Source organism: Zobellia roscoffensis, from assembly GCF_015330165.1.
GTDB lineage: Bacteria > Bacteroidota > Bacteroidia > Flavobacteriales > Flavobacteriaceae > Zobellia > Zobellia roscoffensis.
Window position 1 is genome coordinate 3,104,571 of record NZ_JADDXT010000002.1, and the last position, 17,846, is coordinate 3,122,416.

Genomic DNA, 17,846 nt, shown 5'->3' on the forward strand with positions numbered 1-17,846 from the left:
TTAAAGGGTGTGTTGTTTAAAAAGTAATGAGTTATATAAAGAGAATATTGAGCGAACATATTGCCAGTAAAAAATTCCTGTTACAATTCAAATAAAGGCGCACGGGAAACACGGTTTATAAATTTGTTTTCAAAGTTTGTTGAAGAAACCAAAATATAATTATAGATGTACATTTTTAAGTTGAATTCCCTATATATTTTGTTTACAAAAGTAGATTCGAGAAAATTTATTCTTACAGTGTTCTATATTGCTGTGTTTTTAGTGGGATGCAAAGACAATATAGAGATAGAACAAGAACGACCCAACGTTATTTTAATAGTCGCCGATGATTTAGGGTATAGTGACTTGGGATGCTACGGTGGAGAAATCGCAACTCCTACATTGGATAAGATGGCAAAATCAGGTCTTCGCTTACCGAATATGCATAATGCAGGAATGTGTGTAATTTCAAGAAGTTCAATGCTTACAGGTCAATGGTGGCCAAAAGTGGGTTATGGAATAGAAGCGGGTACAAATTTGGCCCAAGCACTGAAGGGGGAAGGCTACCGAACAGGATTGGTTGGTAAATGGCATTTAAACGACGAGCCAAACAACAAAGGTTTTGATTATTTTTTTGGATTTTTAGGCGGATATTCTAGTTATTTTGAGGGAAGTCCAGATTATCGTTTGAACCATGAAAAATATGATGACTTTGATAACGGTTTTTATAGTACAGATGCTTTCAGTAAACGAGCAATCGATTTTATAAGTTCCGAGAGTCCTGATACAGAGGAGCCTTTCTTTTTATATTTGAGTTATCAATCTCCACATAATCCTTTACAAGCACCCAAAGAAGACATCCTTAAATACAGAGGCTCTTATTTAAAAGGTTGGCAAGCGATTCGAGAAGAGCGAATTGAAAAACAGAAAAGTATGGGGTTAATAGAACAAGAAACGCCTTTGCCTGCCTATCCTTTAAACTTACCGCATTGGGATTCCCTTTCTCCAGAGCAAAAAGACCTAGAAGATTTAAGGATGTCCGTATATGCCGCAATGGTAGAACGAATGGATGCTGGAATTGGAAGGTTAATGAAGGCTTTAAAATCTACCGGAAAAGATAATAATACCTTAGTTATTTTCTTGAGCGATAATGGTACGGATTCATTTTCTGTAATGGATAGTGTTTTTCTTAATAGAGGCTTATTACCAGGTGAAATAGGTTCTAATTACCAGCCAGGAACAGGTTGGGCCTATGCCGGCGTCAGCCCGAGAAGGTTGTACAAAATCAGTCAACATGGAGGTGGCGTAAAAACGGGTGCGGTTGCTTGGTGGCCAAAAGGCATCAAAAAAACTGGAGTTTTATCAAACCAAAATTTACATGTAGTGGATATTATGCCTACCATTCTAGAAGTAGCCTCAAAATCAGAAGTAAATGCGTTTAAGAAAAACACGGATGACTTTGCTGGAGAATCTTTCCTCCCTTTATTAAAAGGGGAAAGTTGGGACAGAAAATCACCTATGTACTTTCAGTTTATGGACAATCGGGCCATTCGTACCGATAAATGGAGTTTGGTAGAAGTAGATGGTAGCGGTTGGGAATTGTATGATGTTAAAATGGATCCTTTGGAAACAAATGATCTGGCACAATACAATGAAAATAAGGTCATAGAACTTGAAAAAGATTGGTTGAATTGGTGGAAATCTGAGAGTGATAATTCTAATTATGAACCAGAAAGCACAGGCACTAGTCCCCATTACAAACCGCAGGGCGATAAGGGGTCTGGCGAAATGTATATTCCATCAGCTATGCCGAAAATCCTTCGTAATAAATATGTAAGGTAGTACTAAATTATAGATAAAGTAATTTTCAATATATCTCTAAAAAAGAGAACTTTTATAAATAAGTTAATGATTAGTGAAAGGCGTATATTTTGGAATGGTTTGACTTACGTGTAATCGTACAGATGAAATATGCGGTGAAAATATTCCGTCAAGTCAAGAACTTTCAACAGTGTATCCAATATCCGCACTGAAAAATCTCTACATCTATTTCGGCAGAGTTCCAATCATCAATCCTTCAATGTCAAACTTGGATGTAGAATATTTAGAAGATGGTTTTTGAAGTGGATAATGGAGATAAGGTCGGAACACTGATGCCTTTCGTTTGACGACACCAATTAGGGAATGGGAGTTCATACACCGATTATAATAAATTTTCTTGATGGAATAGCAGTAGCGCTAGGTTATGAAAGTACATATATAGCGCTGATTAAACGGAGGTCTTAGTTATTTGGTCATCGAGAATTTAGATGAATTATGCTCAGAAATCAACAAGTTAAATGAGAAGTTTGAATAGGTTGCCACAATAAGCCTAAGATAGCAGTACTGTGCAGGATAGATAACCCTTTTTCAAGGTTTATTTTTGACAATATTCAGTTTTTTACAATCTTATTTTATTTCAATTCACTCTCTAAAAATGAAAAAACTCCACTTAATTTTATGTCTACTACCTTTTGTAAATTTTACGTATGCCCAGTTGCCACCTGTATTTGGCCCTGAGTATGTAAAAGTAGCAAGCACCTCGGAAATGGTTAAGACGTACCTTACACCGCAGCGTATTGTTTGGCAATCTGATGATTCAGGAGAATCAATTCTAAATTCAGAAAGACTGCTTGAAAAAGGAAATGGTCAGGTTGCGGTAAATGATAAAAACCTTTTTCGTTTTGTAAGTACAGAGAATGAGAAACCAGGAATATTACTGGATTTTGGAAAAGAGATTCACGGTGGGGTTAAAATCTCTATGGGAATACGTAAAAGTAAAACACCCCTTAAATTACGCCTTCGTTTTGGAGAATCTGTTGGGGAGGCGATGTCCGAAATTGGAGGGCGACAGAACGCCACTAATGAACATTCATTGCGTGATTTTATAATTGAAGTTCCGTGGTTAGGCAGTGTAGAAGTAGGTGAAACCGGTTATCGGTTCCTACGGCTAGATGTTGTGGATTCAGGAGAAGATGTCCCCATAAAATCTATAGAAGCTGCTTTTGTTTATCGTAATATACCTTATTTAGGAAGTTTTGAAAGTGATGATGAACGTTTAAATGAAATTTGGCTTACAGGCGCTTATACGGTACATCTAAATATGCAAAATTATTTATGGGATGGTATTAAACGGGACCGTTTGGTCTGGGTAGGAGATATGCACCCTGAAGTAATGACCATCAATACTGTTTTTGGTAATCATGAAATAGTAAGTAAGAGTTTAGATCTGGCACGTGACCAACATCCATTGCCGCAATGGATGAACGGTATTAGCTCTTACTCTATGTGGTGGCTACTTATTCATAAAAACTTATATGATTACCATGGAAATCTTTCTTACTTAAAAGAACAAGAACCTTATATGATTGGTTTACTGGATCAATTGAGCACATTCATAGATAAGGATAACAAAGAAACTTTAAATGGAAACAGATTTTTAGATTGGCCCACTAGTGAAAAGCCAGAGGCTATACATGCAGGACTCCAGGCGATGATGATAATGACTTTTCAAGCAGGTGCCGATATGATGTCTGTTTTAGCCAAACCTGAACTGCAAAAAAAATATAAAAAGATAGCCGATAGGTTTAAAAAACACAAACCAAAGGATAACAACACTAAGCAGGCAGCGGCCTTAATGGTACTTGCCAATTTAAAAGATGCCAAGAAACAAAACAGCAAGGTGCTCACTAAAGATGGTGTACAACGTATGTCTACCTTCTATGGATATTATATACTTGAAGCCATGGCAAAAGCGGGGGATTATAATAGTGCACTTAGCGTAATACGTAAGTATTGGGGTGGTATGTTGGATTTAGGCGCAACCACTTTTTGGGAAGATTTTGATATACTAGATATTACTAATAGCGGCCCAATAGATAAGCTGATACCTGAGAGCAATAGTGATATTCATGGTGATTTTGGTGAGTATTGTTACGTAGGTTACCGGCATAGCTTGTGTCACGGATGGGCTAGTGGACCTACTGCTTGGTTAAGCCAACACGTTCTAGGAGTGAATGTAATGGATGGAGGTAATAAAGTAAAAATTTCACCAAACCTGGGCAACCTTAAATGGGTTAGAGGTAGTTTTCCTACCAAGTATGGTGTATTAAAAGTGAGTCATACAATTGGTGAGGATGGTAAAGTTAAAACAGAAATCGATGCTCCTGAGGGGCTGAACGTAATACAATAGTAAAATGATCAGAAAAGCATTTAAAATGAAGGTATATGAAGATAAAATTGAGGAATATACCAAAAGGCACAACCCAATTTGGCCGGAATTAAAAGAAGTACTTAAGGGCCATGGGGTTCATAATTATAATATTTTTTTAGATAACAATACCTGTTTCCTGTTTGGTTACGCTGAAATAGAATCAGAAGAACAATGGAATGAGATAGCCAATACTGAGATTTGCAAAAAATGGTGGAGCTATATGGCCAACCTTATGGAAACCAATGAAGATAGTAGCCCAGTGTCTACTGATTTAAAACATTTATTCCACATGGAGTAGTCTGTTGGGTTATGGTATGAACTATATTTTAATCGATAATACTTAATAATTTATGTTACTCACTAAAGAGGTGTTGCTGGGCGTGGGAGTTTTGGTAATGATAGTTTCCTGCGGGAATAATGAAAAAAAAGTAAAAAATGAAGTAATTAAAAAGCGTCCGAATATCATATTCATCATGGATGACCAACATAAGTACGATGCTCTGGGCATGATAAACGAGCAAGTACATACACCTACGCTGGATAGTCTTGCAGCTAGTGGCACTTATTACAATCAGGCTGTTTGCCAGGCACCAATGTGTGTGCCAAGCCGCAATTCAATAATGTTCGGACTTTATCCAAATCAGACAGGTGTTTACCGAAATACAGGGGGCGGTGTTAGTGACGATAGTTTACCAGGAAAGACAATGGCCCAATATTTTAAAGATGCCGGATACGAAACGGCTGGTTTTGGAAAAACCCACTGGGGTAGGTATAAAACAGGGACTAGGGGATTTGAAACGAGGTATGTATCGGAAATAGCTGAAGACGGAGCTATTAGTATGCAAGACTTGAACCCTGAAGCCAAGCAAAGATATAATGAGGAAACGAAATCAATGGGTGCCGGTGAGGAAAACAACTTGGGTTATTTAGGTTTTACCAGTGAACTTCCAGAAGAAGATCATCGTGATGGTTGGGTAACAAAGCAGGCTATAAAGTATATAAAAAAGAGAGAAGATGAGCGTCCGCTATTTTTTTATCTCTCATATATGAAACCGCATGCAGGACATAATGTGCCTAAAGGCTATGAAGATTTATATAATGCAGATAACATTTCTTATTCGGAGCAACCAAAATGGAATAAAGATTATTCACCACATTCGGAAGGTGTAAACAGGAGAGAAATGTATGAAAATTACTGGAAAAACGCTCCTGAGGAAGATTGGAAGTCAATGACAATGCGGTATTATGCCAATGTAACGTGGATCGATGATATGATGGGGCGTACGTTGGATGCTTTGAAAGAAAAAGGAATTTTAGATAATGCTATTATTATATATACTTCTGATCATGGAGAAATGTTGGGTGAGCGTTACTATAGGTTCAATAAATATAACTTATACGAATCAAGTGTTCGAGTTCCGTTGATAATGACAGGAACGGCCTTGCCGGAGTCATTTAAGGGAGGTAAAGTAAACCGTCAGCCTACAGAAAACATAGATATTTTACCCACTCTCTTGGATTTGGCAGAAATAGATATGGAGAAAAAATTACCTGGAAAAAACCTTTTAAAAAATAGGCCAAGAAAAGCAAGCTTTTCAGCACTTCATGAACGTAAGGGTGAAGCTGCATTTATGTGGAGGACGAGCCAATATAAACTGATACTTGTATTCCATCGAAAAAAGGAGGCTGCCGATTATAAAATGGAGGACATTATCACGGGAGAATTTTATAATCTTCAAAATGATTCCAAAGAATGGCATGATTTGTATGGTAAAAAGGAAATCGGACCAATACAAGAACAATTTACGAGCGAATTATTGAATCATTTACATTCAATTTAAGTATGGTACTTTTCTTACTTGAGTACTGTTATCCATTGCCTTAAAATATAAAAATATATAAAATGACCAATCAAAAAATGACTCTAGGGGAGTTTATTTTTGACAATCAATCGGCTTTTCCTTATTCTACCGGTGAATTATCAAAACTAATTAATGCCATACGTTTGGCTGCTAAAATCACGAATCACGAAGTGAACAAGGCGGGGTTGGTAGATATTCTTGGTGACGCGGGAAATACGAATGTACAAGGGGAAAATCAACAGAAACTAGATGTTTACGCTAACGTAAAATTTATACAAACTCTTATTCAAAGAGGTATTGTATGTGGTATAGCATCGGAAGAAGAAGAAGATTTTATAGCCGTAAATAGTCATGACGGAAAAAATAGTAATCAATATGTCATTCTTATTGACCCTCTGGACGGCTCTTCAAATATTGACGTCAATGCATCGGTAGGAACTATATTTTCTATATATAGAAGAACCTCGCCTATAGGCAAACCAGTAGAATTGAAGGATTTTTTACAGCCAGGAAACAAGCAAGTTGCTGCCGGATATGTTATGTACGGTACGTCTACAATTTTGGTGTATAGTACAGGGCGTGGTGTTAACGGCTTTACCTTAAACCCGGCATTAGGAACTTTTTATCTCTCCCACCCAAATCTGCAGTTTCCAGAAAATGGAAGAATCTATTCCGTTAATGAAGGTAATTATGTACATTTTGCTCAGGGGGTTAAGGACTATATAAAGTATTGCCAACGAGAAGAAGAAAACAGACCTTACTCTTCACGGTATATAGGTTCATTGGTTTCTGATTTTCATAGAAATTTGATAAAAGGAGGTATTTATATGTACCCTAGGATCGGCCCAAGACAAAATGGCAAGTTACGGTTGACTTATGAATGTAACCCGATAGCGTTTCTGACTGAACAGGCGAATGGTGTTGCAACTACGGGATATGAACGAATTTTAGATGTTAAGCCAACTGCATTGCATCAACGTGAAGCCCTATTTTGTGGGAGTAAAAATATGGTTGAAGATTTAATTCATTTTGTACGTAGGGACACATTGTAATTTTTGATTGCTCTTGGAAGAGTAGCCTCTAATTCCGAAGATAAATATGTATCGCGTGAATTAACATATAAATACTGTATCCTATAAAAAATTAAGTATACGTAATTGATTATTACATGTTAAGGCTTCTTTGTTGAATTTTGAAAAAACAATAACCCTAGTGATTTCCGGATTAATGTTATTTAAAATCATTTCATTAGATTTGTTTTATAGAAAGCTTAGGAAGCTCTCGTTGATGTCTTAATTGGTGTCCTTTTTTTAAATTGACATATAAAATACTGGTTTAAAAGGGTTTGTGTTCAGGTTTTTAAGCCTGCCACCCCGACAAAGTAAAACCTCGTAAATCATATGATTTACGAGGTTTTTTGTTTTTTAAAACACTATGAAAATGTCTCAAAATGAGTACGGATTTCATATCTTACGTGTCCTATTTCTATGTTAAGTTTCAGTGAGGTCTACGAATAAAAAGTTTTAATATTTAGGTTCTTGTGGAACTGGGTTTGAACTTAATAGGGGACTTTCCTGCAGTTAAGGTAAAAGCCTCATTTTTTTAACTTTTGGGAAGATTCAGACATATGTTATAACGTTTTTCAAAGGAATTCGCTTAAGCTTTAAACTAGTTGACTAATTATTGTAAGGCAACAAACAAATTTTACGGGTAACCTAGATATAGGCTAGGTTTAAATATCTACTGATTGACTTTTTTTTTTAATAAAAGGTACCTCCTCTGTACTTTTCCTAAAAAAGCGAACTATAATATCGGTGTTCAATATCCCGAACCACAGCAGAAAGAATATTCCACTTACTCCTGTGGTTACATCAGTAAATTCGAATGGTTCGTTCATCAAACGGTTAACGCCAATATAGTACCCTCCTAGTAAACCTATTTGAAGGTAGATGCACAATAGACAATCCGTCAATTTATTTAGGTTTCGGCGTATAAGCCACAAATAGACTGCTACCACACTCAAAATATAGAAATGTAATGGTCCTACTAAAGGGAGAAACCAGGGTGTGGTTTCATAGTCCATTTCTTCTATAATTAAGGTTTTGAATGCTACTGCCGTAACATTAGTGGCCATAAAGCAAAGAACGTAATAAAGGCCAAGAAATGTCAGTCTGTATTTTTTTGGGAATCCCCTATCAAATGTTCCATTCGACTTTAATTTATGTCTAAGTTCGATAAAAAGATAAATGGATAAGACCGTCATTAATGGCATAAAAACATAGGCTTCAAAAAAACCAGTAGCCCTTATAATTCTTAGAAAAGGACCCAATAGTTCCCCTAGTTCGTTCGCATAGGTGATATCATTGTTTTGCATGCTCAGCTTGTTTTGATTATGCTCGTTTATTTTATTCTACAAGTGCATAAGTTCTATGGTAGAATACATAGGAAGCCACCAAGATGGCAAGCATTACCAATGGAAAAAATAGATGGGGACAAACGCCCTCGACAGCCCACATGCTTATAAAGGCAGAGATAAAATCAATCCCGAACCCGGCATATGTCCATTCTTTCACCTTAGGTGGAATCCGGGGTATAATCAAGACCAAGGCCCCGATAATTTTAAATGCGTTGAGCATCGTACCGAAGTATTCTGGATAGCCTAAGGCAGTTATACTCTGTTTAGCTATATCCATATTGGCGGTAAGTGCTGTTACAACTCCGAACAACAAAAAAATAATTCCTGTAGTTATCCAAAAAGTAATAATATCATTCTTCATTCTTCATTTTTTATTTCTTTCTTTCAGTCAATTTATAATAGACCTGCAGGCAGATCGTTTATTGCTTCTAAAACGGTACTTTAATAGCCTCCGAGGATTCCATATCCACCCGAATCCACAATCGATACGATGTGCTGTTTGTCTTTTTCTTCTGCCCATAGATGTCTTAACGCCTTCACATCAATAGTTGTTTCCTGTAATTTGGCATCGGTCAATTCCATAGTTCTTAATAGAGCGAATTTTTTAAATAGCTATCCTACATCCACTTTCTAGAACAAAAACTTCTCTTGTTCCCATTGAAGATAGGTGGGAGGGAATAGGACTAAGCGATCCCTTTTCATTACCAGAGATAGACTTTAGTATGGTTTCGTTTTCGTAGATTAAGTTGTTCCTGGATTGTTCTAAGAACTTTTCTCCATAGGCTGTTCGGAACAAAAAAATTTTCAAGAAGTCTAAATGGGTTTTATACCATTGCGCATCGTTGAACTGTAATTCACAGGTCAAGTTAAGCTCATCGCGGAGCAACCAATTTTGTGTCCAGTAATTGTCCTGGGAAATGTGGAACATATCCGCATCTTTGATAACCGCTTCCAAATGATTTTTAGGACTTGAATCTTTTCTAGTAGCCAAAATACAGCCCCTGACCTTATGTATAGTATTGGGCGAAAACTTGTTTGTTCTTAAGTAATTCTCAGCTATGAGCACCGCTATAGGTTCATTGTCCATCGGTCTGCTCAGATACCCTGTGCAGTGAAACCATGCTGCCAATTGTAACACCTGTTTATCGTTGTTATCCAACTCCAAAAAATCTGAAATAATTCCCACTGCCAGAACGATATTTTTAGTATGCTCCAAATTGTGGAAACAATATTTTTTCGAAAGATGGTAGGTAAAAAGATTGCTGACGTATTCCTGTACCTTCTTTAAGAGTGGTGCTGCTGCATTCATAATCGTAAAGTATTTTATTAAACTTGGTCAAACCTAGTGAGCATGTGTTTCAAATACTTGTAAAAAAAGATGAGTCTGGAATTTTTACGATGAATCAAGGTTTTTAAGAATGTCAGATTCCCTTAAATTAAAACCCAACTCCTAAGAGATTTATAGAGATAGCCATTTTTTAAACTTGCCGATTTTTTCGATAGAAACGAATACATTGAATTCTACGGGCGCAGGATCTAGATCGATCTGAATTTTAGACTTAGAGGCATAATACATTCTCGTAATGGAATCGATACCCGTCAAGTACTTTCGATTGATACGGAAAAAGTAGTTTGGGTCAAGTTGGTTTTCAAGTGTATTCAGCGTATCGTCCAAAGGAATGTATTTTCCATTTTTGAGTTTTGCAAACGTCATCTTATCCTCCGAGTAGAAATAAGCGATGTCCGATACATTGATGCTTTGTAAAGCATTGCTCATTTTTACCAAAAATCGTTTTTTATAATGGTGTTCCCCAGAAAAAATAGCCTTGTAGTCAGGAACCTGCGAAGCACCATATTTTTTGAACTTTTTAATCGCTTGCTGAAGTGATTCCATTGACACCGGTTTCAACAAATAGTCTATACTATTTTGTTGGAAGGCCTTTAAGGCATATTCGGAGTAGGCGGTGGTAAAAATAATAGGTATATGAACATCTAGCTGACTGAATATTTCAAACGAATTGCTATCGGAAAGATGGATGTCTAAAAAAATAAGATCAGGAGTATTGGAAGATAAATAAGCAATGGCCTGTTTGACGGATTGTATTATTTTTTGAATTACGATTGAACCATCGACTTCCTGAATCATGTTCTGGAGCCGGATGGCTGCGATTTCCTCGTCTTCTATGATGATTGCCTTTATCATTAGGTCGCTTCTATTAAGGGGACAATGGCTGTGTACTTACCGTTCCGAACTTCGAATTTAGGTTTTTCAGTATGGATTATGTCATATTGATTTATTAAATTATAGAGTCCTTTTCCAGTTGAATCCCCATATTGGTTGGAATCGTTTCTGGGCTGGTAATTATTGGAAACAATTACATAGTTGTCCTTTGTATAAACAGAAACCTCTAAGGGGCGTTCCTTTTCCACGATATTATGTTTTATGGCGTTCTCTACTAATAGCTCTAGCGTCATAGGGGGTACCATTTTTTTTAGGTCGGATGCGGCAACGTTATAATCTATGACCAAACTTTTACCAAAACGAATTTGTTGTAAGGCAATATAAGAGCGTATCAGTTCAAGTTCTTTTGAGAGTGGCACTACAAGTTCATCTGATTGATCAAGGGTATAGCGGTATACTTTGGATAACTCGCTCAAAAAGTAATCGGCTTTTTTAGGGTTCATAGAAATGAGCCCACTTAGACTATTGAAACTATTGAACAAAAAATGTGGGTTCAACTGGTTCTTGAGATTAAGAAATTTAGCGATTAATTTTTCGTTTTCAATATCCTTTATGCGTATCTGAACTTGCTGATTTTCTTTTTGCAATTCAGAAAACGATTCTAATGCGTGCACAAACAGACCTACAAAAAATATCCCGATGAATATACCCAAAAACAGAAAATCAAAGAAAACCCCACTATCAAATTCGGGAAGTATCACTATAGATAAATATCTTGTAAAGAAGGTAAGGACAAGGGCCATGGTTGTAATAGCCACGCCCCAAAACAATCTTTGGTATAAAACCCCTTTACCTTGGATACTTTTATAGAACCTTGAATTCAAAGTCCATTTCCTTAAAAAATATAGCAGGTAGGTTACCCCTATCACGGAGGGTAATGTTAGCGTCGCAAAGAATAACTCTTGTTCGAGTATACTGTTTTCATTGTTTATTTCACCAAGGAAATCCAATACGGTAACCAAAAAAGCTATCAGTAGATACAATAAGAACCTATTTCTTTTCAAATCGGATTTGTTTTTATTGTTCATCTATTACCGTCAACGTATCCTCGGTCACATCAACGGTGTAAAAATATCCAACAGAACGGTTACTTGGTGTGGTCAGGTTGATGACATTACTTCGTATAGTAGCGGGTGGTGGGTTGCCCCCGAAAGAGATACTCGTGTTTCCTGTTTGTGTGAACAGTTCATAAAGATAATTAAAATATCCTTCTGAAATGGCCAGTTGTTGCCCTGTGACGACGTCCCCAATTGCTAGGGCAATTTCCCCGTTGATTTCAATTCCGATACGTTTTTGTCCATCAAAAAAATCATCGGAGGTAATCAATACCTGACTATTACCAGGGTCGGGTATGATGACGAATTCTCCATTACGGAACAATCGGGTGTAATAAAAATTTTCGATACCTACAGGATCTGTAGTGTCAAACTTCAAGATGTACCCTTCAGGGGAAAAAATGGTCTCTTCCTGAAAATCCGTAAAAAAGCGTTCAAATTGTGGTGTCTCGTTCAACATATCCGACCCTTCATAGGTTTCCCCGTTCCATTGAATGTTTACTGTATACCTATTTCCAAGTTCTGGTACTAGCTCATCGTTAGAATAGAGACCGTCACCAGTATGTTCAAATGTCCAAGTGGTTGTACCATCCGTAACTGAGACCACGGCGTTAGAGACTATCGGGTTAGGATCTTTGGACAGAAAGTCATTTGTTGTGGTCAACCGAAACTGCTGTGTTGTCAATGGACTCGTAGTGTTACGCTCCAGACCTCCATCGATGACTAATTTGGGAGTGGACTCGACCAAGTCGATATCATTGGTAACATCGGTCTCACAGGAAAGGACAAGGATGCCAATACAAAGACAGGCAATATGTAGTACTGTTTTTACTATTGTTTTCATATTCTTTTTTTTTTGTTAAAATTTGAATTGGTAGGTAACCGAAGGAACAATTCCTAAAAAAGAAAACTTACTGGCTTCGGTTTGTCCAGTTGGGATGTCAATATTGTTAATCTCGTCTACACGTTCCCGAAAGAATATAGTAGCGGCATTCTGTCTATTATACACGTTGGCCAGACTGAATATCCATGTACCGTTTCTTCCTTCTTTGGGATTTAGGGTAGCCGATAGATCTAGTCTATGGAACGCTGGAAGTCGATTTCCATTTCTGCCTTCATAGTCTGCTACAATTAGGCCGTTCTGTTCAAATTTTCCAGTAGGGTAAGTCACGGGCTTGCCCGAACCATAAACAAAATTTGCCCCGAAATCCCAACGGTCATTTAACTTATAGAGACCTACTAGGCTCACTTCATGAAGTTGATCGTTATTGGCTGGATAGAATTTATTATTATTTATACCCTGTATTTTACGTTCCGTACGTGCTAGGGTGTAACTGAGCCATCCTGTTAATTTACCCGAGTTTTTGTTTAATTGGAATTCCATACCGTAAGCGCGCCCATCACCTTGTACCACTTGAGTCTCTATTTGTTCTTGGAATAATAAGTCCGCTCCGTCTACAAAATCGGTCACATCACTAAGGTCTTTATAATAGGCCTCTACACTAAAATCATAATTGTTGTCCTTCAGAGTCCTAAAATAGCCTAGGGCGAACTGATCAGAGTATTGGGGTTTTAGATAAGGACCACTTGGCGCCCAAATATCAAGAGGGGTGGCCGATGTGGAATTCGACATCAGATGAAGATACTGGTAGTTTCTATTGTAGCTCGCTTTTAATGACGTGTTCTCATTCCAAAGGAAACGCGCAGAAGCCCTTGGCTCAAAATTATTAAAGCTTTCGATAATGTCGCCCTTCGCATAGTTTGTTTCGCTGGCCACGGCGTTTTCATAAAAAAGGTCTAAAGTGGTATTAAAGGTTAGGGGAGCCCCGTTTAGGTATGTCGGTACCGTTTCATTTCCAAGCCTTTGAAAATAAGACCATCTAAGGCCATATTGTAGACTCAACTTATCGGAAATTTTCTGCTCGAAATCCACATAGGGTGCGGTTTCTAGAGCGTATTTTTCCTGAAATTCCTGTGGAGTTGTGGTAGAATTATTGATTGATGAGATTTCGCCGGGGTTAAAATTATAGTAAGTAAAATCTACACCTGCCTTTAAGGTATTACCAGAACTGATGTACCAGTTAAGCCGTGGCTTTAGGTTCCAATTTACGATACTTGATGCCCATCTGAACTCTGAACCGGAGGTCAATACATCAACTTCATAGTTATAGTCGCTATAGATCAATGAACTCTGAAAAAACAGTTTGTCATTCAGAACACTGGTATAACGTAGAGTAGCTGAACCATTGCCGTAGGTATTACCGAATATGTTCTTTATGGCAAATTGATCTTGTCCAAAGTATCCTGATAGATACAACCGATTGTTCTCGTTCAGGTTATAGTTCACTTTTAGATTCAGATCGTAAAAGAAGAGTTTTGTATCCTTGAAATCATCTATTAAGGGTGCAAAGACGTCTATATAAGACCGTCTTCCGGCCAAAAGATAACTTCCTTTTCCCTCTTCTTTGTTGCCCTTTCCTATTGGCCCTTGGATTAGGGCCCTACTTGAAATAAGACCGATCCCTAATTCGCCTTCAAACTCTTTCAGATTTCCCTCGCGTTGTTTGATATCCAATACAGAGGATAAACGGCCTCCAAAGGTTGCGGGAATACCCCCTTTATACAACTTGACATCCTTTACCGCATCGGCATTGAATACTGAAAAGAAACCCAAAAGGTGGGAGGCATTAAAGATGGTGGCATCATCGAGAAGCACAAGGTTCTGGTCAGATGAACCGCCACGAACATTGAAACCTGATGAACCTTCACTCACGCTGGATACCCCAGGGAGTAATTGTATCGATTTCAGCACGTCTACCTCACCTAGACCCGTTGGTAGTTTTTTTATTGTAGCAGTCTTGAGGGTGGCTACGCTCATTTCGGTAGACTTGATATCCCGAGTAGTTTTTGAAGTGGTCACAACGACTTCATCTAGAGTATTGGATTCTTCTACCATTTGAAAACTCAATTTCTTATCGGCATCAAGAACTACCTCTTGTTGCATGGTTTCAAAACCTAGGTAGCTGACTACTACGTTATGAGTTCCTTCTATTAAACTAATAGAGAAAAAACCATAGTCATTGGTCGTGGTGCCCTTATCGCCGTCAACGATAATATTTACCCCGAAGAGGGCTTCCCCGTTGGAAGACTCTTTGACGTACCCACTTATGGTATGCTCTTGCTGGGCAGAGAGTACAAAAGTGGTCATACTTAAAATACAGAAAACTATTTTTTTCATTATTGGATTTTTAGATTTTGAGGTGCTTTTCTTTAGCAAAATTATGCGGGTACCATCGCGTTGTCAGATGGATTATGATAGGCTTGGAGAATTTTCGATGAACCATGTTGTTTTTTGGATGAATCAGATTCGGGTATGTCGTTAGGAGCCCAGTTACTATTATATAGTTCCTTTCGTAAGGTTTTGAAATAAATTTAAAAGATTGTTTTATAAAAAAAAGCTTGTCCAAAAAACCACACTTATTATGAGTCTGTGTAACGTTTTAAATCTGTAGCAATTAGATTTTTCAAATTTAAATTCTTCAATAAAGAGAAGGCAAACACATTAGTAAACCTTCTTTAACCTTATTTTTTTTGACTTAATCCATAAAAAAAATGAATGATGAAAAAAATCAGTAAAACTTGCGTAGGTACGTTTATTCACTCTTATGGTTGTAGCATGTAATAATGAATCTTCTGTAGAGAACCCTTTAGGGTAAGTAGCGAGGTCATATCCTACCACTAATTCTTTAAATTGAGGGTATTAGGCTAGTTTATTTTCAACTGCTATTTTTGCGGCGAGGAATCTCCAACTTAGAACAGCAAGAAGATTTCCCGTCAATAAACCCATCATAAGGTCAAAAGCACTGACCCCGGCGGTTAAAAATAAGGGGCTAATTATGAATTTCTTTTCTACAGCGTATTCACCAGCGTACATTCTTAAAAAAGCTTTTCCAGCCTTTTAGTTTTAATTCGGGTACCGGTTATCTTTTAAACTCTCCACCTACTTTTTTTCCAATTAGGTCTTACTAGTGTTTATTTTTGTTCATAATAGGGGTGTTTGTTTGGAAATAAGGTGTTTTGGTAAGTCTTCAACACGTTCGTAGCGTAATTGGTTTATTACTTGTTTGAACTGTGCTTTAAGTATAAAAGAATGTTATGGTTGTATGTGGCTTTCGCTAGAATAGCAGGTGTGTTGGGCTACATTAGGTCTTGCAGTCTAACTGGCGCAATCCCAAAAGGAGTGTTAAACTGAATGCCCATTACTTTTATTTTTATGGAGCTTGTGTCATAATTACTAAGGTATCATGGCTGCAGTTGTATTTTTCGTATTACTGCCGTGTTTCTGGAAAGGCTTATGTCTTCATTGCAACCACCATCTAGATATTCAAAAGCAAATTTTCGTATCCTTGATTTCGCTTTTTTGCGTAAATCATCTACGGATAGGTAATTTAAATTAAAATTCATCGCCATAGTTACTTTTTAATAAATGGTGAGTGCTTTTTTACAGCATAATTCGTTTTGAGAAATTTGGATTCCAAAACTTTGTCTGAAATAATGATTGCAGCACCTAAGGCTGAACCTAGAGAAGAATTTGTAGTTCTAAGTTTCATAGTATTCAAAAACTGGGAAAGCAGTTTAATATATACTTCGTTGTCGCTAAAACCACCATCTATATAAAGTTGTTTTATTTTAGAGTTTCCAATGGCAATTTTTATACTTTTCTCTTGAAGTAAAACTAATTCTAACAGTAATTGATGGTAGGCCTTATCAAAATTATCATAAGGTATTGAAGTTTGGTCTGGCATGTTTTCAGAAGGTATAGTGTGCCATTTGAACATATGTACAAAATCTCTATTGATTTTAAAAAAGAGGTCTTTGTTGAATTTTACTTTTCTATGGGCATCATGGGGTACATTAAAATGCTCCGATAAAACCTTTACTTGAAGCTTGTATTCATTGCCCAAAAATAAGGTGGAAACTTTTACGGGGCTTCCATCTATTCTCATGTTGAAGAGCGAGTTGTTTTTGATATCATCTGGGGTAAGTATTCCTTCGTTGAATGGGTTGATTGATATACTCCACGTCCCGGTAGAAACCAATAAAAAAGGTTTGGTAATACTGCGTATGTAGGGAATTAGAGCAGAAGAGCTATCATGGATTCCTACGCCCATTTTAATTTTATGTCCTTTATAGTGAATCAAATTTGTTTTTCCTGAGGGCTCAATAGGAGGTAGCTTTTTATCTATTCCTTCTTTATAAACCCATTGGTGATATTCTTTTTTTTGAAAATCCCAAAGTAAGGTATGACAGCCTATACTGGTATATTCACTCACAGGAATGTCTGTAAATAGGTAACTCAAGTATTGGGGCAGGTGCAGTGAATATTTTATCTTTTTAAAAATTTCTGGTTGCGAATTTTTCAACCAATATAACTGCATTCCTGTATTTAGCATTCCCATTTTTGGAGAACCTGTTATTCTTGATAGTTTTTTTTCTGGGCCATAAGCTTTATAAAAAGAATCAGAAACATCTTCTTTTATAGGTTTCATATAATTGTACAGAGGGGTAAGTGGTTTTCCGTCTTGACCAATATGAACCAGACTAGCTCCGTAACATGAAAAGTTTAGGGATTCAATCTCATATTTAGAAGAGTCAAGCATTTTATCAAACACTTCTTTTGCCCATTTTTCCAAGGCTTCAAGATTTTCCGTTGGGTAACCATCTTCATCCTCAATTTCATCAAAACGAGCGTATTCACGATGTACTTCTTGGAAGTTATCATCAAATAGAAAGAACTTTTTATTCGTTCTTCCAATATCAAATACGGCCGTTACTTTCATTTTCATGGTATCATATTTGTGGTACAGATTATAGGAATTAGCTTTTTAATCTCCAGTGACACTAAATTAATTCTTTATATTAGCTCTTGTTAGTATAGCTGGAATTTGTACTCAAATTAATGGTAGTAAATTCATTTTTATTTACTTCGAGATAATATTTAATATTGAAAAAACACTTCCATGAACCAAGTAATTCATGG

At 37.0% G+C, this 17,846-nt stretch carries 14 protein-coding genes; 5 read left to right on the plus strand and 9 right to left on the minus strand.

Features of this window, described 5'->3' with window-relative positions:
- The first annotated feature begins 165 nt into the window (after positions 1 to 165).
- The 5 genes from IWC72_RS12835 (at position 166) to fbp (ending at position 7,145) form a co-directional block, all read left to right on the plus strand.
- Positions 166 to 1,821 carry an arylsulfatase gene (locus tag IWC72_RS12835; protein ID WP_194530014.1) on the plus strand — a complete coding sequence of 552 codons (1,656 nt, stop codon included), beginning with the start codon at positions 166 to 168 and terminating at the stop codon, positions 1,819 to 1,821.
- A 634-nt stretch (positions 1,822 to 2,455) separates the two neighbouring features.
- Complete coding sequence (locus IWC72_RS12840; protein ID WP_194526569.1) at positions 2,456 to 4,210, plus strand: alpha-L-rhamnosidase-related protein; 1,755 nt, start codon at positions 2,456 to 2,458, stop codon at positions 4,208 to 4,210.
- A gap of 4 nt (positions 4,211 to 4,214) precedes the next feature.
- Positions 4,215 to 4,529, plus strand: coding sequence for an L-rhamnose mutarotase (rhaM, locus tag IWC72_RS12845; protein ID WP_194526570.1), 315 nt, complete (start codon positions 4,215 to 4,217; stop codon positions 4,527 to 4,529).
- 52 nt (positions 4,530 to 4,581) lie between these two features.
- A complete protein-coding gene (locus IWC72_RS12850; protein WP_194526571.1) occupies positions 4,582 to 6,072 on the plus strand; it encodes a sulfatase family protein in 1,491 nt (496 codons plus the stop codon).
- A 62-nt stretch (positions 6,073 to 6,134) separates the two neighbouring features.
- Entirely contained in the window at positions 6,135 to 7,145 is a 1,011-nt protein-coding gene (fbp, locus tag IWC72_RS12855) for a class 1 fructose-bisphosphatase (RefSeq protein WP_194526572.1), read from the plus strand.
- A gap of 680 nt (positions 7,146 to 7,825) precedes the next feature.
- On the opposite strand, the gene IWC72_RS12860 is transcribed toward fbp, so the two are convergent.
- The 9 genes from IWC72_RS12860 to IWC72_RS12900 all read right to left on the minus strand — a co-directional run bounded on the left by IWC72_RS12860 (position 7,826) and on the right by IWC72_RS12900 (position 17,652).
- Positions 7,826 to 8,467 (minus strand): hypothetical protein, encoded by a 642-nt coding sequence (locus IWC72_RS12860; protein ID WP_194530015.1) that lies wholly within the window; start codon positions 8,465 to 8,467, stop codon positions 7,826 to 7,828.
- Positions 8,468 to 8,498: 31 nt separating this feature from the next.
- Positions 8,499 to 8,870, minus strand: a complete 372-nt coding sequence (locus IWC72_RS12865; protein ID WP_194526574.1) for a DoxX family protein — start codon at positions 8,868 to 8,870, stop codon at positions 8,499 to 8,501.
- A gap of 243 nt (positions 8,871 to 9,113) precedes the next feature.
- Positions 9,114 to 9,818: an HD domain-containing protein gene (locus tag IWC72_RS12870; protein WP_194530016.1), complete on the minus strand. Its 705-nt coding sequence runs from the start codon at positions 9,816 to 9,818 to the stop codon at positions 9,114 to 9,116.
- Between the two features lie 150 nt (positions 9,819 to 9,968).
- The gene (locus tag IWC72_RS12875) at positions 9,969 to 10,712 is read right to left on the minus strand and encodes a LytR/AlgR family response regulator transcription factor (RefSeq protein ID WP_194530017.1); all 744 of its coding nucleotides are present in this window, start codon (positions 10,710 to 10,712) and stop codon (positions 9,969 to 9,971) included.
- A complete protein-coding gene (locus IWC72_RS12880; protein ID WP_194530018.1) occupies positions 10,712 to 11,755 on the minus strand; it encodes a sensor histidine kinase in 1,044 nt (347 codons plus the stop codon). Before IWC72_RS12880 ends, IWC72_RS12875 begins: the two co-directional genes overlap by 1 nt.
- Before the next feature lie 13 nt (positions 11,756 to 11,768).
- Positions 11,769 to 12,650, minus strand: coding sequence for a DUF4249 domain-containing protein (locus IWC72_RS12885; protein WP_194530019.1), 882 nt, complete (start codon positions 12,648 to 12,650; stop codon positions 11,769 to 11,771).
- 15 nt (positions 12,651 to 12,665) lie between these two features.
- Positions 12,666 to 15,044: a TonB-dependent receptor gene (locus tag IWC72_RS12890; protein ID WP_194530020.1), complete on the minus strand. Its 2,379-nt coding sequence runs from the start codon at positions 15,042 to 15,044 to the stop codon at positions 12,666 to 12,668.
- Positions 15,045 to 16,108: 1,064 nt separating this feature from the next.
- On the minus strand, positions 16,109 to 16,276 hold the full coding sequence (locus tag IWC72_RS12895; protein WP_194526580.1) for a hypothetical protein: 168 nt from the start codon (positions 16,274 to 16,276) through the stop codon (positions 16,109 to 16,111).
- Positions 16,277 to 16,278: 2 nt separating this feature from the next.
- The gene (locus IWC72_RS12900; RefSeq protein ID WP_194530021.1) at positions 16,279 to 17,652 is read right to left on the minus strand and encodes an FGGY-family carbohydrate kinase; all 1,374 of its coding nucleotides are present in this window, start codon (positions 17,650 to 17,652) and stop codon (positions 16,279 to 16,281) included.
- Positions 17,653 to 17,846: the final 194 nt, after the last annotated feature.

Bases quoted from the DNA above. Each gene is read 5' to 3' on its own strand.
- IWC72_RS12835 (WP_194530014.1), top strand. From the start codon at position 166: ATGTACATTTTTAAGTTGAATTCCCTATATATTTTGTTTACAAAAGTA.
- IWC72_RS12865 (WP_194526574.1), bottom strand. From the start codon at position 8,870: ATGAAGAATGATATTATTACTTTTTGGATAACTACAGGAATTATTTTT.
- IWC72_RS12850 (WP_194526571.1), top strand. From the start codon at position 4,582: ATGTTACTCACTAAAGAGGTGTTGCTGGGCGTGGGAGTTTTGGTAATG.
- IWC72_RS12885 (WP_194530019.1), bottom strand. From the start codon at position 12,650: ATGAAAACAATAGTAAAAACAGTACTACATATTGCCTGTCTTTGTATT.
- IWC72_RS12900 (WP_194530021.1), bottom strand. From the start codon at position 17,652: ATGAAAATGAAAGTAACGGCCGTATTTGATATTGGAAGAACGAATAAA.
- IWC72_RS12875 (WP_194530017.1), bottom strand. From the start codon at position 10,712: ATGATAAAGGCAATCATCATAGAAGACGAGGAAATCGCAGCCATCCGG.
- rhaM (WP_194526570.1), top strand. From the start codon at position 4,215: ATGATCAGAAAAGCATTTAAAATGAAGGTATATGAAGATAAAATTGAG.
- IWC72_RS12870 (WP_194530016.1), bottom strand. From the start codon at position 9,818: ATGAATGCAGCAGCACCACTCTTAAAGAAGGTACAGGAATACGTCAGC.
- IWC72_RS12895 (WP_194526580.1), bottom strand. From the start codon at position 16,276: ATGGCGATGAATTTTAATTTAAATTACCTATCCGTAGATGATTTACGC.
- IWC72_RS12860 (WP_194530015.1), bottom strand. From the start codon at position 8,467: ATGCAAAACAATGATATCACCTATGCGAACGAACTAGGGGAACTATTG.
- fbp (WP_194526572.1), top strand. From the start codon at position 6,135: ATGACCAATCAAAAAATGACTCTAGGGGAGTTTATTTTTGACAATCAA.
- IWC72_RS12890 (WP_194530020.1), bottom strand. From the start codon at position 15,044: ATGAAAAAAATAGTTTTCTGTATTTTAAGTATGACCACTTTTGTACTC.
- IWC72_RS12840 (WP_194526569.1), top strand. From the start codon at position 2,456: ATGAAAAAACTCCACTTAATTTTATGTCTACTACCTTTTGTAAATTTT.